General features: G+C 55.1%; 17 protein-coding genes. 10 read left to right on the forward strand and 7 right to left on the reverse strand.

Features of this window, described 5'->3' with window-relative positions:
* Positions 1 to 4: 4 nt before the first annotated feature.
* The gene (gene dsdX / locus OGX84_RS06070) at positions 5 to 1,342 is read right to left on the reverse strand and encodes a D-serine transporter DsdX (protein WP_112001383.1); all 1,338 of its coding nucleotides are present in this window, start codon (positions 1,340 to 1,342) and stop codon (positions 5 to 7) included.
* Positions 1,343 to 1,569: 227 nt separating this feature from the next.
* Here dsdX and dsdC point away from each other — a divergent pair, with 227 nt between their 5' ends.
* Positions 1,570 to 2,496 (forward strand): DNA-binding transcriptional regulator DsdC, encoded by a 927-nt coding sequence (gene dsdC, locus OGX84_RS06075; protein WP_024130072.1) that lies wholly within the window; start codon positions 1,570 to 1,572, stop codon positions 2,494 to 2,496.
* An 89-nt stretch (positions 2,497 to 2,585) separates the two neighbouring features.
* Positions 2,586 to 3,647 (forward strand): cellulase family glycosylhydrolase, encoded by a 1,062-nt coding sequence (locus OGX84_RS06080; RefSeq protein WP_181574526.1) that lies wholly within the window; start codon positions 2,586 to 2,588, stop codon positions 3,645 to 3,647.
* On the opposite strand, the gene emrD is transcribed toward OGX84_RS06080, so the two are convergent.
* From emrD to tisB, 3 genes are all read right to left on the reverse strand, one after another.
* The gene (gene emrD, locus OGX84_RS06085; RefSeq protein ID WP_071259123.1) at positions 3,574 to 4,758 is read right to left on the reverse strand and encodes a multidrug efflux MFS transporter EmrD; all 1,185 of its coding nucleotides are present in this window, start codon (positions 4,756 to 4,758) and stop codon (positions 3,574 to 3,576) included. The two genes, OGX84_RS06080 and emrD, sit on opposite strands and share 74 nt — an antisense overlap.
* 246 nt (positions 4,759 to 5,004) lie before the next feature.
* The gene (locus OGX84_RS06090) at positions 5,005 to 5,838 is read right to left on the reverse strand and encodes an EamA family transporter (RefSeq protein WP_112001386.1); all 834 of its coding nucleotides are present in this window, start codon (positions 5,836 to 5,838) and stop codon (positions 5,005 to 5,007) included.
* A 119-nt stretch (positions 5,839 to 5,957) separates the two neighbouring features.
* Entirely contained in the window at positions 5,958 to 6,047 is a 90-nt protein-coding gene (gene tisB, locus OGX84_RS06095; protein ID WP_047460159.1) for a type I toxin-antitoxin system toxin TisB, read from the reverse strand.
* 530 nt (positions 6,048 to 6,577) lie between these two features.
* Here tisB and ivbL point away from each other — a divergent pair.
* The 8 genes from ivbL (at position 6,578) to uhpT (ending at position 15,159) form a co-directional block, all read left to right on the forward strand.
* A complete protein-coding gene (gene ivbL / locus OGX84_RS06100) occupies positions 6,578 to 6,676 on the forward strand; it encodes an ilvB operon leader peptide IvbL (RefSeq protein WP_047460165.1) in 99 nt (32 codons plus the stop codon).
* A gap of 107 nt (positions 6,677 to 6,783) precedes the next feature.
* Positions 6,784 to 8,478: an acetolactate synthase large subunit gene (gene ilvB, locus OGX84_RS06105; protein ID WP_112001387.1), complete on the forward strand. Its 1,695-nt coding sequence runs from the start codon at positions 6,784 to 6,786 to the stop codon at positions 8,476 to 8,478.
* 3 nt (positions 8,479 to 8,481) lie between these two features.
* Positions 8,482 to 8,772: an acetolactate synthase small subunit gene (ilvN, locus tag OGX84_RS06110; protein WP_012000771.1), complete on the forward strand. Its 291-nt coding sequence runs from the start codon at positions 8,482 to 8,484 to the stop codon at positions 8,770 to 8,772.
* 251 nt (positions 8,773 to 9,023) lie between these two features.
* Complete coding sequence (locus OGX84_RS06115) at positions 9,024 to 10,025, forward strand: glycosyltransferase family 52 protein (RefSeq protein WP_112001388.1); 1,002 nt, start codon at positions 9,024 to 9,026, stop codon at positions 10,023 to 10,025.
* Between the two features lie 167 nt (positions 10,026 to 10,192).
* On the forward strand, positions 10,193 to 10,783 hold the full coding sequence (gene uhpA / locus OGX84_RS06120) for a response regulator transcription factor UhpA (protein ID WP_112001389.1): 591 nt from the start codon (positions 10,193 to 10,195) through the stop codon (positions 10,781 to 10,783).
* Positions 10,783 to 12,285, forward strand: a complete 1,503-nt coding sequence (uhpB, locus tag OGX84_RS06125; RefSeq protein ID WP_071259134.1) for a signal transduction histidine-protein kinase/phosphatase UhpB — start codon at positions 10,783 to 10,785, stop codon at positions 12,283 to 12,285. The genes uhpA and uhpB overlap by 1 nt, the downstream gene beginning before the upstream one ends.
* A gap of 9 nt (positions 12,286 to 12,294) precedes the next feature.
* Positions 12,295 to 13,623: an MFS transporter gene (locus OGX84_RS06130; protein ID WP_012000766.1), complete on the forward strand. Its 1,329-nt coding sequence runs from the start codon at positions 12,295 to 12,297 to the stop codon at positions 13,621 to 13,623.
* Positions 13,624 to 13,767: 144 nt separating this feature from the next.
* Positions 13,768 to 15,159, forward strand: a complete 1,392-nt coding sequence (uhpT, locus tag OGX84_RS06135; protein ID WP_012000765.1) for a hexose-6-phosphate:phosphate antiporter UhpT — start codon at positions 13,768 to 13,770, stop codon at positions 15,157 to 15,159.
* 43 nt (positions 15,160 to 15,202) lie between these two features.
* Here uhpT and OGX84_RS06140 read toward each other — a convergent pair whose 3' ends face one another.
* Genes OGX84_RS06140 through OGX84_RS06150 form a run of 3 tightly spaced genes read right to left on the reverse strand, consistent with a single transcriptional unit; the run spans position 15,203 to position 18,071 of the window.
* On the reverse strand, positions 15,203 to 15,817 hold the full coding sequence (locus OGX84_RS06140) for a 2-dehydro-3-deoxy-6-phosphogalactonate aldolase (protein ID WP_012000764.1): 615 nt from the start codon (positions 15,815 to 15,817) through the stop codon (positions 15,203 to 15,205).
* Positions 15,804 to 16,706: a 2-dehydro-3-deoxygalactonokinase gene (locus OGX84_RS06145; RefSeq protein ID WP_049008034.1), complete on the reverse strand. Its 903-nt coding sequence runs from the start codon at positions 16,704 to 16,706 to the stop codon at positions 15,804 to 15,806. Before OGX84_RS06145 ends, OGX84_RS06140 begins: the two co-directional genes overlap by 14 nt.
* Positions 16,707 to 16,760: 54 nt before the next feature.
* A complete protein-coding gene (locus OGX84_RS06150; RefSeq protein WP_012000761.1) occupies positions 16,761 to 18,071 on the reverse strand; it encodes an MFS transporter in 1,311 nt (436 codons plus the stop codon).
* Between the last annotated feature and the right edge of the window lie 27 nt (positions 18,072 to 18,098).

An 18,098-nucleotide genomic window follows, 5' to 3' on the forward strand; every position in this document is an offset into this window, starting at 1 on the left:
GCGCTTAGATGATAAAGGAAAGCAGGAATGTGCCCGCCAGAGCAACAACCGACGCGATAAATGTCGCGGTTGTATAGTACTTAAATGTTTCATTCAGGGTGGCGCCGCAGTATTGCTTCACCAGCCAGAAGAGGGAGTCGGTCACGATCGTGCAGCCAATCGCGCCGGAACCGATGGCAATGGCGATGATCTCCGGGCTGACGTTGGGGTAGAGCGGCAGCATCGGCGCGACAATCGCCGTCGCGCCCATCATCGCGACCGTTGCGGAACCCACTGCGGCGTGCAGAATCAGCGCCACCAGCCAGGCCAGCAGAATCGGGTGCATGTGCATATTGGAGAGGATCACCGCCAGCGTATCCGCCAGACCGCTGCTTTTGAGGATAGCGTTGAACGCGCCGCCTGCACCGATAATCAGCAGGATGTTAGCAATCGAGCCAAAGCCGTTTTCGGTATGGGTCAGCAACGTACCCATACCGATATGCTGACGCAGGCCGAGAATGTAATAGGCCACGAAAACGGCGATAAACATTGCGGTGATCGGGTTGCCGATAAACTCCAGCAGCGTATACAGCGTGCCGCCCTGCGTCATATTCAGTTCGGCAACGGTTTTTACCAGCATCAGGCCAATCGGCAGCAGGACGGTAAACAGCGTCGCGCGTAAAGAAGGCAGCGTATTTTCATCGCGCACTTCGAGATCCGCAAACTCCCCCGGCACCGGCTTAAACGGCAGGCGGTTGCCGAGGAACTTCAGGAATAGCGGCCCGCCGACCAGCGACGCCACCAGCCCAACCAGCAAACCGTAGACGATAACGGAACCGATATCCGCGCCCAGCTTATTCGCCACAAACAGCGCAGCCGGATGCGGCGGCACCACGCAATGCACCGCCATTAGCGCGGTACACAGCGGAATAGCCAGCTTCAGCAGCGACGTGTTGGTTTTCTTCGCTATCGAAAATGCCAGTGGGATGAGCAGCACCACACCCACTTCCACAAACAGCGTGATGCCGCAAATCAGCCCCACCAGCACCATGATCACGTCAGCGGAAAGCCAGCGGCAACGCTGGAGCGTCAGGCCGATCCGTTCTGCCGCGCCGGACACTTCCATCATTTTGCCGAGAATGGTTCCGAGACCGATGACGGCGGCGAGGAAGCCTAACGTGCCGCCAATACCGCTTTCAATCGCATTGACCATCTCCAGCGGCCCCATGCCCATCATCGCGCCCACAAAGAAACTGGCCAGCAGCAGTGCCAGAAACGGGTGGAACCTGAATTTCACGATGGTCAGCACGATTAGCACGATGCTTACCAGCAGCGTGCTCACAACCCAAATTTGAGAGTGCATATCTCACCTTACCCTGTGATTAACATAGGCGTATTGGACGAAAAAACGGCACTTGCTGACAAACGATATAAATTGCCCTTCGCATGAGCCAGATTGAATCAAAAGGGTGATTTGCATCCAATAATGGTCTGTTTATGCGATATGGTTCACTTTGATTCATCTTTGCGCTGATTTTCCAGGCGCATTTTTTTACACTGCAAAGCCAAAAAGAGGTCACAGAGGCGGCGATGGAACCCTTACGCGACGGCAGAAACCGTTTACTCAACGGCTGGCAATTATCAAAGCTGTACACCTTTGAAGTGGCGGCCAGGCATCAGTCTTTTGCGCTGGCGGCGGATGAGCTGTCGCTAAGTCCCAGCGCGGTCAGCCATCGAATTAATCAACTGGAAGAGGAGCTGGGGATTCAGCTCTTTGTCCGTTCGCACCGCAAAGTGGAACTCACCCATGAGGGCAAGCGGGTATTCTGGGCGTTGAAATCGTCGCTGGATACGCTGAATCAGGAAATCCTCGATATTAAAAATCAGGAGTTGTCAGGGACGCTGACCGTCTATTCGCGGCCTTCGATTGCTCAGTGCTGGCTGGTGCCTGCGCTGGGAGACTTTACTCGCCGCTATCCGTCCATCTCGCTGACCATGTTGACCGGTAATGACAACGTGAATCTCCAGCGGGCAGGGATTGATTTAGCGATCTATTTTGATGATGCGCCCTCGGCGCAGCTGACGCATCACTTCCTGATGGATGAGGCCATTCTGCCGGTGTGCAGCCCCGAATATGCCCGTCATCATGACTTAACGAATGCGCGGGTTAACCTGCGCCACTGTACGCTCCTGCATGACCGACAGGCATGGAGCAACGACTCCGGCACTGATGAATGGCACAGTTGGGCGCAGCATTTTGGCGTGAATCTGCCGACATCGTCGGGCATTGGCTTCGATCGTTCCGATTTAGCCGTTATTGCGGCAATGAACCATATCGGTGTGGCGATGGGGCGTAAACGGCTGGTGCAAAAGCGTCTTGATAGCGGCGAACTGATTGCGCCTTTCGGCGAGATGACGCTGAAATGCCACCAGCACTATTATGTGACCACGCTGCCTGGCAGACAGTGGCCGAAAATCGAGGCGTTTATCGGCTGGTTGCAGGAGCAGGCGACGTAGCGTTTGCCACGCGAAGATTTATTGCATGTAAAGCCAGAAAGCGTGCTAAATACGTGATATGACTCCTGATGATTTGCTTAAGGACAATCGTGTTAAAGCCGCTTGCTTCTCTCTTCCTGCTCGTCAGCGCCACGGTGTGCGCGGCTCAGCCGCCGTTGACCGCTTCGCGCTATGCGCAGCAGCTTGGTGTGGGGATGGACGTTGACTGGGCGCGCACCGAACGGGGTATCCGGGAGTTTGATCCTCTGGTGGTGCGTGATTTTCAGGCGAAGGGATTTAAGCATGTGCGCATACGCGTCGCGGGAGAGCCGACGGAAGCGCGACTCATCCACCTGCGAAAACTGGTAGAGGCGTGTGAGCAGTATGGCGTGATTCCGATCATTGCTTATCAGGCCGATGAGTATAAAAACGACCCCAGCCCCGGCAATGAACAAGAGGTGATCAACTGGTGGGTAGCCGTCGCGCACTATTTTGCGCAACGTTCGCCGCTGCTGGGGTTTGACCTGATTTATGAACCGGCGGAGAAACTCAACCACAGCCAGTCTTCCCTGAACCGGGTATATGACAAAACCATCCGCACCCTTCACGCGATTGACCCCCAACGCATGATTTTTGTCGCGCCTCGTCTGCGCGCCGCGCCGGAAGCGTTGTCGGCCCTAAAACTGCCCCCGCAAAGCCAGAATTATGTGCTGGCGGAGTGGCATATCTTTCCGTGGGGGCCATTGAAAAATAACGGTAAATACCCGTGGACGTCGGGCACGGCGGCGGAGAAAGCGGCGATTCGCGCGCGAATTAACGCCGCCGCGCGCTGGCAGCAAAAAACCGGCCATGTCAGTTGGGTTGGCGGCTGGGCGCCGGGCGAATCAATCAAAAATAGCCCTTCCGCTTCGCAGCTCGCGTTTGCCCGATTTATGGCGTGCGAGTTGCAAAGGGTGAATATTCCGTATGCGATTAACGCGGATACGCAGTTTTATGACGGGGAAGAAGGGGCGTGGCGCCCGGCGCTGGAGCCGCTCCTGACCACGATGATCTCGCCGGTATGTGAAAAGCCCGGCGGGAAACCGGGCCATCATTCGATTAAATCGTCTGCCCCTGATGCGGCACACGCGACGCCAGCGGCAGCCAGCACAGTAAAATCAGTAGCCCCATAAGCGTCATCAAAAAGCCGAGGCTACCCTGCCCGGTTTGCGGCAGCATCGCGGAGAGCCACGCCAGCACGCCGGAGCCGATGTTTTGCAGGCCGCCCACCAGCGCGCCAGCCGTTCCGGCGAGGAACGGGAAAGGTTCCATCGCGCCGCTGGTCGCCAGTGGGAACAGCATTCCGGCGCCGAAGAAGAACAGCGCGGCGGGGATCAGCAGCGTCCAGACGTTCATCACGCCAAACAGACCTGGGACCCACATCATGACGCCCGCCAACAGGCAACTAAATACCGACTGCCACATCAGCGTTGAGAAGCGCTTATTCGGGCGACCCGCAAACCATGCGCCGAAAAACGCCGCCGGAATTGGCAGAATAAACAGGATGCTCACCACCATGCTGCTCAGACCCAGTACCGCTCCCATCAGCACGCCGGAGCAGGCTTCAAAGACGGCGATTCCCGCCAGTCCGCCAATCAGCATCAGCAGATAACAGGTAAATGCGCCGTTGCCGAATAATGTTTTGTAGCTGGCGATCAGGCGGGTACGTGGTGCGCCTGTGGGGCGCGTCTCCGGCATCCAGCGCGCCATACTGAAGGTGACGCCTGCGCAGAGAACCAGCAGGAAAACGTAACAGGCGCGCCAGTTCCAGACGGTATCCAGCAGTCCGCCAATCAGCGGCGCCAGCAACGGACTCACCAGAATCCCCATATTCAACAGGCTGTTAGCGTGGCGTAACTGCGTGCCTTCATACAGATCGCGCGGCAGCGTACGCGCCATCACGCCGCCGACGCCGGTGCCCATGCCCTGCAACGCGCTGGCGGCAATCAATACCGTCAGGCTGTGGGTGGTAATCGCGACCAGCGTAGCCAGCATAAAAATGGACATCCCGACGAGGATCACCGGGCGGCGCCCTACCCGATCGGAAAGCGGGCCGTAAAACAGTTGCGATACGCCGTAGGTGAGCAGGTAAGCGGCCATGACGCTTTGTACTGCCCCTTCACGAACGTTCAGTTCACGCGCCATATCGGCAATGGCGGGGATATAAATGGTTTGCGCCATCTGCCCGACGGCCACCAGTAATACCAACATCAACAACAAATTGACGCTTCTCTGCCTTTTCATTTCGCTGATTACTTTTAAAAAAAGAAAAAAATAAGAATAAGGTGCTACGCATTCCCATGAATGCGAGTGGAATCTACCACACTAAAAAAAGAAGGCCATATTCACGGCGGGAATAGCGCGGGAGCCGAACGGCAGGATATGTAAACAAAAAGCGGCAACAATTGTTGCCGAGAGATTATTTTACCGCAGTTTGATGGTGCCCGGCGGCTCCCGTAGGCCGGATAAGGCGTAGCCGCCATCCGGCAATCAGGATAAACGCAGCAATATCGCCCCGGCGGCAATCCCGCCAGCCGCGACCAACCGTAGCCCGGCGACTTTCTCATTGAGCAGCAGCCAGGCAATCAGCGCGCCGAACAGAATGGATGTTTCACGCAGTGCGGCCACCACGGCCAGCGGCGCCTGAGTCATCGCCCACAGCGCCAGCCCATAGGAACCCATCGTGCCGATACCGCCAAAAACGCCTTTCTTCCAGTGCTGCGCCAGATAGCGCGAGGCTTCCCGCCGCCGGGCAATCATCGCCCAGCCAAGCAGACAGGTGCCGTTCAACAAGAAGGTCCACAGCGTATAACCCAGCGCGGTTTCCGACACCCGCACGCCCGTGCCGTCCACCAGCGTATAGCCAGCGATAAAGCAGGCGTTGATCAGCGCCAGCGTGATACCCCGCCGGGAGCGGGCACGACCGTTACAGGCCATGCCGAGAATCGCCAGGCAAATTACCGCGATACCGAGCCAGGCCATTGTGGAAAGGCTATCGCCAAGAAACAGGACGCTAATTATCGCCACCAGCAGCGGTGCGGTGCCGCGCATCAGGGGGTAAGTCTGGCTCATATCCGAAACCTGATAGGTTTTGGCGACCAGCACGGTATAAACCACCTGTAAGGCGGTGGAGGCGGCTAAAAAAGGGATGCTGGCGGCGGGAAGGGGCGGGGCGAAGGGCAGACACGCCAGCGCCATCAACGCTGCGGAACCACTGACGCTGATTGCGGAGTAAAGTTTGTCATTTCCCGCCTTCACGATGGCGTTCCAGCTGGCATGCAGCAGCGCGGCGAACAGTAAAATGCAGAAAATGGAAAGGGTCATGGTTCAGGTATCGTCAGTGGTTGTCATAAAAACGTAACATATCGACGATGGACAAGCACCAGGCAGATGATGAAAGGGGAGCGGTTGCCCGCTCCCCTTCGGTGCGGCTTGAATCTGAATTACCGGAGGTATTTCAGAACGGCATCAAGCAGTTGCAGTGCAGCAACAATGAGTTTCAGGATAAGAATAGCGATATCCACGAGGCTCATACGCTCTCCTTCTGGTAAAAGGAGCACGGTGCTGACGTACCTCTCCGCCGCCTGTTGTCAGCACCTTTTGTTGACATAACACAGTGTGCTCACACGGGGGTTAAGGCGCTGACGGCACCACCCGTTTCAGCCAGGACTTTGTTGCGCCGGTTACGATGCGGCCCCCTATAACACATTGCGTACAGTGATATTATAGATAAATACTGTATGAATGAACAGTGTTTTGTGGACGGATCGCGACTTCTGATCCATACTCAAATGCGTCAAAATTCGTGCCGAAATTGCGTGTTCTTCGCGGAACGCGTATACTTCTGATGTTGATATAACACAGTGTGCTTTGCGGCAACCAACCGCATAACGCTGATAAAAACCTCGCTCCGGCGGGGTTTTTTGTTTTGCAGGCCTGCGTCGGCATCTGGCAAAGCGTGATCGTCGACGCATTTTTGTGCAGATGAAAAATTTTCCGTTGTCATGCCTGAAAAGCTGTGCTTGTATAAAACCTGTTAATCCATAAACAGACAAGGTCCCTAATGAACCCTTCCATGCTGACTGCGACCCTACTAAAAACTGCGCAACCTGCCGCAGTGGTCGTCGTGCGTGTGGTGGTGGTGGTCGGCAATGCGCCGTAGGGACTGGAACAACACACGATTCCAAAACCCCGCCGGCGCAAACCGGGCGGGGTTTTTCGTTTAAGATACCTTCCCGGCAAGTCGGCCCAGAATAAAAGGACTGGAGCATGGCAAGTTCGGGCACAACATCAACATCCCTGCGTACGCGCTTTACGGGCGCAGAGTTTATCGTTCATTTTCTGGAACGTCAGGGCATTAACATCGTCACTGGCATTCCGGGCGGTTCGATTCTCCCCGTTTACGACGCCTTAAGCCAAAGTACGCAAATTCGCCACATCCTGGCGCGCCATGAACAGGGGGCGGGGTTTATCGCTCAGGGGATGGCGCGAACCGACGGTAAACCCGCGGTATGTATGGCCTGTAGCGGGCCGGGCGCGACTAACCTGGTCACCGCCATTGCCGACGCGCGTCTCGACTCCATTCCGTTGGTATGCATCACCGGTCAGGTTCCGGCCTCGATGATCGGCACCGATGCGTTTCAGGAAGTCGACACCTACGGCATCTCTATCCCCATCACAAAACATAACTATCTGGTCAGAGATATCAATGAGTTGCCACAGGTAATGTGCGATGCGTTTCGTCTTGCCCAGTCCGGGCGCCCTGGGCCGGTGTGGATAGACATTCCTAAGGATATACAGACGGCGGTGTTTGACATTGAAGCGTTGCCTGCTCCGGCTGAAAAAATGGCGGCGCCGGAATTCAGCGCTGAGAGCATTCGTGATGCGGCGGCGATGATCAACGCCGCGAAGCGCCCGGTGCTGTATCTTGGCGGCGGCGTGATTAACGCGCCTGCGCGCGTGCGTGAACTGGCGGAAAAAGCCAGACTGCCCACCACTATGACTCTGATGGCGCTGGGCATACTGCCGAAGGCGCATCCGCTTTCTCTGGGGATGCTGGGCATGCATGGCGCGCGCAGCACAAACTATATTCTGCAAGAGGCGGATCTGCTGGTGGTTCTGGGGGCGCGTTTTGATGACCGGGCGATTGGCAAAACCGAACAGTTCTGCCCGAATGCCAAAATCATCCATGTGGATATCGATCGCGCGGAACTGGGTAAAATTAAACAACCGCACGTTGCCATTCAGGCTGATGTTGATGACGTTCTGGCGCAGTTGATTCCGCACATTGAGGCTCAGCCACGCGAAGAGTGGCATCAACTGGTGGCGGATTTGCAGCGCGAGTTCCCGTGCGCGATCCCTGAAGCCAGCGATCCGCTCAGCCATTACGGGCTGATTAATGCCGTTGCCGCCTGCGTGGATGACAGCGCGATTATCACGACCGACGTAGGCCAGCACCAGATGTGGGCCGCACAGGCTTATCCGCTCAACCGTCCACGTCAGTGGCTGACTTCCGGCGGGCTGGGGACGATGGGTTTTGGCTTGCCTGCGGCGATTGGCGCGGCGCTGGCGAACCCGGACAAGAAAGTGTTGTGCTTCTCCGGCGACGGCAGCCTGATGATGAATATTCAGGAGATGGCGACCGCCAGCGAAAACCAACTGGATGTAAAAATTATCCTGATGAATAACGAAGCGTTGGGGCTGGTGCATCAGCAACAAAGCCTGTTCTACAAGCAGGGCGTGTTTGCTGCTACCTATCCGGGGATGATCAACTTTATGCAGATTGCCGCAGGTTTTGGTCTGGAAACCTGTGATTTAAATAATGAAGCCGATCCGCAAGCGGCGCTGCGGGAAATCATCAGCCGCCCAGGACCGGCGCTGATCCATGTACGTATTGATGCAGACGAAAAAGTTTATCCGATGGTGCCGCCGGGTGCGGCCAATACTGAGATGGTGGGGGAATAAACCATGCAGAAACAATCACATGAGAACGTTATCCTGGAACTCACCGTCCGTAACCACCCCGGCGTCATGACGCACGTTTGCGGGCTGTTCGCCCGTCGCGCTTTCAACGTGGAAGGGATTCTGTGTCTACCCATCCAGAGCAGCGACCAGAGCCGCATCTGGCTACTGGTCAACGACGATCAGCGTCTGGAGCAGATGATTAGTCAGATCGATAAACTGGAAGATGTGGTGAAAGTGGCGCGCAATCAGTCCGATCCGTCAATGTTTAATAAAATCTCGGTTTTCTTTGAGTAATAATGGCTATCTGAACAAGGGGAAACCCTTGTTCAGGTTAATTATTCGAGAGTGTTATATAACTATAAGTAATATTTTCGGACGTGACGTGTCTTTATTATCCGGTTTATGAACTGTCTTATTTGCAGTATAGAAAGTATCTTTTCGGACAAAGTGACCAATACTCGCCTGAGCGTCTGGGGCGCTTCTTTACGATGTCATATTGCAATGATATTATGCGCCGGGTTGCTGTGATTCAGAGCGAATAACTAATGGAAATCGTTGAGCATCTTTTTATTGTTTGCTCCCCGCTTCAGCTCAGAATTGTTTCTAAGATTAAAGCGAGGTATAAACACGCGCGTTTTCATATCATCTACCTTAAAACAAAGGTAGAGTTAAAGTCCTATATATATGAAACAGTTAATAATGAATTCTCTTCTGGCTTAGTCGCCAGTATGGATTATGGCTTTATTAACATGCTGAAAATCAATCGCTTTCTTTCTCATAAGACAATCCATTATGTCTATATGGCAAATATCAGCCATCTTTCAGTGCAATACATTCTAAAAATGTTGTCTGATGACGTTAAGATTAGAACGTTTGATGATGGCATTCTGAGTATCAACTCCGCAGGCTATCTTGATAAACAAATAAAACTACGAAAAGGCCCCGGTCGTAAGTTAACGCGGATGTGGCTTGGTCAGCATTATAATATCAGGGATATCGCGAAAAGAAGTGAACTGCATTTCTCTATCGTAAAGCATAAAAGCAAAAGTAGAAATGTAGACTGCGATATTGTTTATATTGATGTTCTCTCAGAGGAGAAACTGCGCTTGCATGCTGAGCGCAGTGCGCCTGTCTATGCCGGGGAGATCAATGTTTTTGTGGGCTCGAAATTTAAAGATATCCTTGATGTGAAAAATGATTCCAACCTTATTGCGTTGATTCATAAGATAAAGACGCTCGCAGCGCACTATCCTTCACTCCAGTACCTCAGGCACCCAAGAGAGTACAGCCAGCAGGTGTTTGGCATGACGGAAATTACGCTGAACGCCATTTCTGAAGATTATATTTGCCAGTTATCCTCGGCTTACCAGAGAGTGAATGTCTTTGGGTTTGCAAGCACTTGCCAGCTTAATGTGATGAAATTAGAGAATGTTTACATCACACTGCTCAAAACCACCCTGATCCGGCCCGATATTCGGGATTCCTTTGCGCTTTTTTCTGATAGCGACAAAGTGCGTATCTGCGACCTGGACAGTATGGAACCGTAACGGAGTCGTACGCCCGCCAGACGCATTGAATACTGCTCACGGCTTGAACAGCCATGCGCTTATCGTTAAGGTAAGCGCTTTGTGGGATGGCCGGCCTACAACGGCTCCCGCCCGTAGGCCTGATAAGCGCAGCGCCATCAGGCACTTTCAAGTACCAGGACAGAACCATGATCACCATCGCCCTTATTGACGATCACCTTATCGTCCGCTCCGGCTTTGCGCAGCTGCTGGGGCTGGAACCTGATTTACAGGTTGTGGCCGAGTTTGGCTCGGGGCAGGAGGCGCTGGCGGGATTACCGGGGCGCGGCGTGCAGGTCTGCATCTGCGATATCTCCATGCCGGATATCTCCGGGCTGGAGTTATTAAGTCAGCTTCCTAAAGGGATGGCGACGATAATGCTGTCGGTACATGACAGTCCGGCGCTGGTGGAACAGGCGCTGAACGCCGGTGCGCGCGGCTTCCTTTCCAAGCGCTGTAGCCCTGACGAGCTGATTGCCGCGGTACACACGGTGGCGACGGGCGGCTGTTACCTGACGCCGGATATCGCCGTTAAACTGGCGGCCGGACGGCAGGACCCGCTGACCAGACGTGAACGCCAGGTGGCGGAAAAGCTGGCGCAGGGAATGGCGGTGAAAGAGATCGCCGCCGAGCTGGGGCTGTCGCCAAAAACGGTACACGTACATCGCGCCAATCTTCTGGAAAAACTGGGCGTCAGCAACGACGTTGAACTGGCGCGCCGCATGTTTGATAGCTGGTGATGAAAACCATCCTCTCCCGGTTAATTACCGTTATTGCCTGCTTTTTTATCTTCTCCGCCGCGTGGTTTTGCCTGTGGAGCATCAGCCTGCACCTGGTTGAGCGCCCGGAGCTGGCGGTACTGCTGTTCCCGTTCGGTTTACGCCTGGGGCTGATGTTGCAGTGTCCGCGCAGCTACTGGCCGGTATTGCTGGGCGCGGAATGGCTGCTGGTCTGGTGGCTGGCGCAGGAAGTGGCGCTGGCGCATCTACCGCTTTTGATGATCGGAAGCCTGTTGACGCTGCTGCCTGTGGCATTAATCTCCCGCTATCGCCATCAGCGCGACTGGCGCACCCTGCTGTTACAGGGCGCGGCCTTGACGGCGGCGGCATTGTTACAGTCTCTGCCCTGGTTAGGCCAGGGGGAAGAGACGTTAAACGCGCTGCTGCTGACGCTTACCGGCGGGTTGACGCTGGCGCCCATCTGTCTGGTGTTCTGGCATTACCTGACCAGCACCACCTGGTTACCGCTCGGCCCGGCGCTGGTCTCGCAGCCGGTGAACTGGCGCGGGCGGCATCTGGTCTGGTATCTGCTGCTGTTCACCGTCAGCCTGTGGCTACAGCTGGGTCTACCGGCTGAGCTGTCACGCTTTACGCCGTTCTGCCTTGCGCTGCCGATTATTGCGCTCGCCTGGCATTATGGCTGGCAAGGGGCGCTGATCGCGACGTTGATGAACGCCATCGCGCTGATTGCCAGCCAGACCTGGCACGATCATCCCGTTGATTTACTGCTTTCTCTGCTGGCGCAAAGCCTGACCGGGCTGCTGCTTGGCGCGGGGATTCAGCGCCTGCGCGAACTCAACCAGTCGCTGCAAAATGAGCTGGCGCGCAACCATCGTCTGGCGGAACGCCTGCTGGAAACGGAAGAGAGCGTGCGGCGCGACGTAGCGCGGGAACTGCACGACGACATCGGTCAGACCATCACCGCCATTCGCACTCAGGCGGGAATTGTACAGCGGCTGGCGGCGGATAATGGCGGCGTAAAACAGAGCGGGGCGCACATTGAGCAACTGTCGCTGGGCGTGTATGACGCGGTGCGTCGCCTGCTGGGGCGCTTGCGTCCACGCCAGTTGGATGACCTGACGCTGGAACAGGCTATCCGTTCGCTGATGCGGGAAATGGAGCTGGAAAGTCGCGGCATTATCAGCCATCTCGACTGGCGAATAGACGAGTCTGCGCTCAGCGAAAGCCAGCGGGTAACGCTGTTTCGCGTCTGTCAGGAAGGGCTGAACAACATTGTGAAACACGCTAATGCCAGCGCGGTTACGCTACAGGGCTGGCAGCAGGATGAGCGGCTGATGTTGGTGATTGAAGATGATGGCAGCGGCCTGCCGCCGGATTCCGGCCAGCAAGGCTTTGGTCTGACCGGGATGCGCGAGCGCGTGACGGCGCTTGGCGGCGTGCTGGCCATCTCCTGTACGCACGGCACGCGCGTTAGCGTGTCGTTGCCTCTGCGTTACGTTTAAGGAGCGGCGATGCTGACGTTTCTGAAAGCTCCGGCAAATGCGCCGTTGATAACCGATAAACACGAAGTCGATGCGCGTTACCGCTACTGGCGGCGACAGATCTTACTTACCATCTGGCTTGGCTACGCGCTGTTCTATTTCACCCGTAAAAGTTTTAATGCCGCCGTGCCGGAGATCCTCGTCAGCGGCGTGCTGACCCGCAGTGATATCGGCCTGCTGGCGACGCTGTTTTACATCACCTATGGCCTGTCGAAGTTTGTCTCTGGCATTGTCAGCGACCGTTCCAACGCCCGTTATTTTATGGGCATTGGGCTGATCGCCACCGGCGTGGTGAATATCCTGTTCGGTTTCTCCACGTCGCTGTGGGCCTTTGCATTACTGTGGGCGTTGAATGCCTTCTTCCAGGGCTGGGGAGCGCCGGTGTGCGCCCGTCTGCTGACGTCCTGGTACTCGCGTAATGAGCGTGGCGGGTGGTGGGCTATCTGGAATACCGCGCATAACGTCGGTGGGGCGCTGATTCCGATCGTCATGGCTGCTGCCGCTCTGCATTACGGCTGGCGCGCCGGGATGATGATTGCCGGAACGCTGGCGATTATCGTCGGCATTTTTCTCTGCTGGCGGCTGCGCGACAGGCCACAGGCTATCGGTTTGCCAGCGGTCGGGGACTGGCGGCATGATGAGCTGGAAATCGCTCAGCAGCAGGAGGGCGCGGGGCTGACCCGCAAAGAGATCCTGACCAAATACGTGCTGTTGAATCCCTATATCTGGCTGCTCTCGCTGTGTTATGTGTTGGTGTACGTGGTACGCGCGGCGATCAACGACTGGGGCAACCTGTATATGTCGGAGACGCTGGGTGTCGATCTGGTCACCGCCAACACGGCGGTCACGATGTTCGAGCTGGGCGGGTTTATCGGCGCGCTGGTGGCGGGCTGGGGCTCAGATAAACTGTTCAACGGCAACCGTGGGCCAATGAACCTGATTTTCGCTGCCGGAATACTGCTCTCTGTCGGTTCGTTATGGCTGATGCCGTTCGCCAGTTACGTGATGCAGGCGGCGTGCTTCTTCACCACCGGCTTTTTTGTCTTTGGCCCACAGATGCTGATCGGCATGGCGGCTGCGGAATGTTCGCACAAAGAGGCGGCGGGGGCGGCAACCGGTTTTGTCGGTCTGTTTGCCTATCTTGGCGCATCGCTCTCCGGCTGGCCGCTGGCGCAGGTGATGGAAACCTGGCACTGGACCGGGTTCTTTGTGGTGATTGCCATTGCGGCGGGCATTTCCGCCCTGCTGCTGCTGCCGTTTTTGAACGCGCAGGCGCCGCGCGAGGCCAGCATTACGTGACGGACTTCACCTTTTTACCCCGAGTGGGGCAAAACTAAGAAATTTTCCCGGTTTCGCCTGGACGCTGTCTCAGGCTGGTTGGGCGACTGATTTTTACAATGCCTGCAATAAAGCAGGCTTAAAAAATCAGGAGATACCCGTCCCATGCTGAACTTCTTAAACCAGGTGCGTAAGCCGACCCTGGATCTGCCGCTCGATGTACGGCGCAAAATGTGGTTCAAACCGTTCATGCAGTCCTATCTGGTGGTCTTTATCGGCTACCTGACCATGTACCTGATCCGCAAAAACTTCAACATCGCCCAGAACGACATGATCTCCACCTACGGGCTGAGCATGACGCAACTGGGGATGATTGGTCTGGGCTTCTCGATCACCTATGGCGTAGGCAAAACGCTGGTTTCCTACTATGCCGACGGCAAAAACACCAAGCAGTTCCTGCCGTTTATGCTGATTCTTTCCGCTATCTGTATGCTGGGTTTCAGCGCCAGCATGGGGAGCGGTTCCGTTAGCCTGTTCCTGATGATCGCCTTCTACGCGCTGAGCGGTTTCTTCCAGAGTACCGGCGGGTCGTGCAGTTACTCCACCATCACCAAATGGACGCCCCGTCGTAAGCGCGGCACCTTCCTCGGCTTCTGGAATATCTCCCACAACCTCGGCGGCGCTGGCGCGGCAGGCGTGGCGCTGTTCGGCGCGAACTACCTGTTCGACGGCCATGTGATCGGCATGTTTATCTTCCCGTCGATCATCGCGCTGATTGTGGGCTTCATCGGCCTGCGCTTTGGCAGCGACTCCCCGGAATCTTATGGTCTTGGTAAGGCGGAAGAGCTGTTCGGCGAAGAGATCAGCGAAGAGGACAAAGAGACCGAAGAAAATGAGATGACCAAGTGGCAGATCTTTGTGGAATACGTCCTGAAAAACAAAGTGATCTGGCTGCTGTGCTTCTCCAACATCTTCCTGTACGTGGTGCGTATTGGTATCGACCAGTGGTCCACCGTTTACGCGTTCCAGGAACTGAAACTCTCAAAAGAAGTGGCGATTCAGGGCTTTACCCTGTTTGAAGTGGGCGCGCTGGTCGGCACGCTGCTGTGGGGCTGGCTGTCGGATCTGGCGAACGGTCGTCGCGCGCTGGTGGCCTGCGTTGCGCTGGCGCTGATTATCGCCACCCTCGGCGTTTACCAGCATGCCAGCAACCAGTACGTCTACCTGGCGTCCCTGTTCGCGCTCGGTTTCCTGGTGTTTGGCCCGCAGTTGCTGATCGGCGTGGCGGCTGTCGGCTTCGTTCCGAAAAAAGCGATCGGCGCGGCGGACGGCATTAAAGGCACCTTCGCTTACCTGATCGGCGACAGCTTCGCCAAGCTGGGGCTGGGGATGATTGCCGACGGTACGCCAGTCTTTGGTCTGACCGGTTGGGCGGGTACCTTCGCCGCGCTGGATGCCGCTGCCATTAGCTGCATCTGCCTGATGGCGATGGTCGCGGTGCTGGAAGAACGCAAAATTCGCCGCGAGAAAAAAATACAGCAACTGAAAGTCGCTTAAGTGTGTATTGGTAACGTTTTGCCCGGCCTGGCGCCGGGCTTTTTTATTGCTGCTTACAGGCGTTCCACGCCTCGATAAAGGCTTGGGCATTTTTTGCCGTCTGGTTTACGGTTTGTCCGGCGCGGTACAGATCGCTGCCTAATCCTGCGCCAATGCATCCTGCATTCAGATAGTCAGCCAGATTGTCGGGACGGATGCCACCGACGGCATAGAGTGGAATATGCGTCGGTAGAACGGCTTTTAATGCGCGGATGTATCCTGGCCCCAGTTCGCCTGCCGGGAAAATTTTTAATGCGCTGGCGCCGTGATGGATCGCGACAAACGCTTCGCTGGCGGTATGACAGCCGATACAGGTCGTCATTCCGGCATCTCGTGCCGCGTCAATAACTGACGGGTCGGTATTCGGCGTCAAAATAAACGAGCACTTGAATGCGGATAACAGGTTAACTTCGCTAACGGCGGTCACGGTTCCTGCGCCGATATGTATCGTCTGACCATAGTGTGCAACGGCTATGGCGATACTGGTTTGCCAGTCGGGGGAATTCAGCGGAATTTCTACGGTGGTAAAACCTGCTGTTGCGAGTACATCAATATGCGCCAGAACTTCATCGGGCGTTATACCTCGTAGTATTGCGACTAAAGGATTACGGATGTTCATGTAAAACACTCCTGATGCCGTTAATGAATGCTGTTTCACCGTTGAGGAGGCGACAGCGCTGGCCAAAAAGCTGGAATACGGTCTGGTAGCGGACGAGCAGCTCGTCGCTGCCGACCAGTACAATTTCTTCGTGTGCAGGGATTGCGTAATGTTGCAGCATTTGTGCGATTTCATGGCCGATCAGCAGACCGGATAAGGCATCAAAAAGCGCGTCCTGAGGAAGGATATGACTTAGTGTTCGTGCTCTGAGATCAAAGACGCCGCGAGAAAGGCAGTTTTCATGTTGACCACGTTTTGCGCCCGCTAAAAAAGCATCGACATTGTGCTGTTGTACCGTTGCGTGTTTTCCCACGATGGAGTGTCGGGTCAGCAGGTGGAAAAATTCGCCGGTCATGATGGTTTGAAAATCACGGACCGTATCGTTCTCCATGCGTACCCATTTACTGTGGGTGCCAGGGAAGGCATACCAGCTATTTTCTGATAACGCGCCAAGAAGCTGTGTTTCTTCACCGCGCATCACGTTACAGGTTTCAGATCCCGCTAACTGCAAACCAGGAATGATGAATACAGGGAGATGGCCCGCGTCATGAACTTGAGTGAGATGCTGCGACAGGGTTTGCAGGGAAACCGGACAGAGTAAATAGTGACTGTCTACCCAGCCAATATTGCTGCCAATCATGCCGCTCATGATAACCGTCGTATTATCTGCCAGAGTGTGTGGGCACTGTTCGAGCAATGTCAGCCAAATATCTTTGAACTGCCCTGCATGGTGATTGATCACCCCATCATGACTGGCGTGACGCCAGACACAGCTCCCCTTCTGGTAAACCCACAGGCGTAGGTTGCTGGAGCCCCAGTCGACGGCAATAAAGTTCTCTGAATTGAACATACTTCGTTCCTGATGCCATAAAAAATGGCCCGCGAGCGGGCCGGAGACGGGTAATTACTTTTCAGCAATATCCATTTTTTTATCGAAGTTAATGAGCAGCGAGCAGATGAGGTAACCCACTGCGGCCAGCGCAAAGAACATCATCGCGGCATAGTAATTACCGGTAGATTGCACCAGGAAGCCGATAAAAATAGGCAAAATGGCAGCGAACAGGTTACTGGTAAAGTTCATGGTGCCACAGATAGTCCCTGCTACCGATTGTGCTCCCAGCAGACCCGGTATTGACCAGTAGACACTGGCCCAACGTAACGGGAAGAGCGCGATTGTCAGCAACGTAATCGCAATGGCTGGTGTTGAACTTTGGGCGCACAGAAAAATCCCTACCCCTGCGGTAGTGGCGGAAATTGCCAACATGGTATGCATAACGCGGCTGGTTTTTGCGCCTTTACTGCGCCATTTATCCATGATGTAACCGCCTGTGAGCTGACCAATAAAGCACAGCAGGAAGATCAGCGCCATCGCGCCACCCATCGACTTAATATCAAAGCCATAAGTGGCCTGGAAATAGAGCGGCAGCCAGGTCATCAGGCCATAGAACACAAAGCTGTAGCATACCCATCCGCCGATCAACGCAAGCACATTGCGCTGCTTGAGGTAAGGTTTGATATCAGCGAGACGGTATTTTTTACTGTTGGTGGCTGGGCCGTTTGCCGCGGTGATATGGTCCAGTTCCGCCTGGTTAATACGTGGGTGTTCTGACGGATAAGTACGGATATACCACCATGCCAGTAAACCGACGAGCATCGTGCCAACCCCCGCGACAACAAATGCCATACGCCACGAGTCGAAAAAGGCAATCAACCCGGCGATGATGACCGCACCCAGCGCGGTTCCTAATGGCGCGCCGCCATCGAGCAACATTGAGCCGCGCCCACGCTCAGTTGGCGTTAACCATGTCCCCATTAATTTTGCGCCTGCGGGCATGATAGGGGATTCTGTGACGCCCAGACCAAGACGGGAAAGTGAAAGCGTGAAAATGGAGTGACATAAGGCGGCAACGGCCTGGAATGCTCCCCATAAGATGGTAGCCAGTGCGATAATATTTCTGGCTTTGAACTTATCTGCAATCACGCCGCTGGGAATTTGCATCAGTGCATAAGCCCAGAAGAAAGCGCTATGGATAACACCGACAACCCGGGTATCAGTAATGCCAAATTCATCGGTAATATAGGGCATGGCAATAGAAAGCGATGTGCGATCAATATAATTAATCGCACCCAACAAAAGCATAATAATAAATATTCGCCATCTTACTGTTGTAGCCTTTAATTTTTCTTCTTCAGTATTTACGTTAACAATAGACATAGGAACTCCTTGCCATGCTCATAGTGA

The organism is Citrobacter sp. CK202 (assembly GCF_030333225.1).
Taxonomy (GTDB): domain Bacteria; phylum Pseudomonadota; class Gammaproteobacteria; order Enterobacterales; family Enterobacteriaceae; genus Citrobacter_B; species Citrobacter_B koseri.